This window comes from Staphylococcus sp. HMSC055A09 (assembly GCF_001809655.1).
Lineage (GTDB): Bacteria > Bacillota > Bacilli > Staphylococcales > Staphylococcaceae > Staphylococcus > Staphylococcus capitis.
Genome location: NZ_KV798366.1, coordinates 1 through 428, shown reverse-complemented (window position 1 = coordinate 428; position 428 = coordinate 1). Strand labels below are relative to the sequence as shown.

Sequence of the window (428 nt, the reverse complement as noted above, 5' to 3'; positions counted from 1 at the left end):
AAGTGCTCTACCAAGCTGAGCTACTTCCCGTAGAATAAGCGCGCCCGATAGGAGTCGAACCCATAACCTTTTGATCCGTAGTCAAACGCTCTATCCAGTTGAGCTACGGGCGCATACAATATAAAAGATGGTGCCGAGGACCGGAATCGAACCGGTACGGTGATCTCTCACCGCAGGATTTTAAGTCCTGTGCGTCTGCCAGTTCCGCCACCCCGGCAAAATAATGGAGCGGAAGACGGGATTCGAACCCGCGACCCCCACCTTGGCAAGGTGGTGTTCTACCACTGAACTACTTCCGCATATGCGGGTGAAGGGAGTCGAACCCCCACGCCGTGAAGGCGCTAGATCCTAAGTCTAGTGCGTCTGCCAATTCCGCCACACCCGCATATCTAATGGTGAGCCATAGAGGATTCGAACCTCTGACCCTC

4 tRNA genes are annotated in these 428 nt (G+C 54.4%); all 4 read right to left on the bottom strand.

What is annotated here, in order from left to right:
* Window positions 1-39: 39 nt before the first annotated feature.
* Window positions 40-113: transfer RNA gene (locus tag HMPREF2642_RS05045), tRNA-Arg, on the bottom strand.
* A 15-nt stretch (window positions 114-128) separates the two neighbouring features.
* Window positions 129-217 (bottom strand) — tRNA-Leu (locus HMPREF2642_RS05040).
* 7 nt (window positions 218-224) lie between these two features.
* Window positions 225-299, bottom strand: a tRNA-Gly gene (locus HMPREF2642_RS05035).
* Between the two features lie 3 nt (window positions 300-302).
* Window positions 303-385 (bottom strand) — tRNA-Leu (locus tag HMPREF2642_RS05030).
* Window positions 386-428 lie beyond the last annotated feature (43 nt).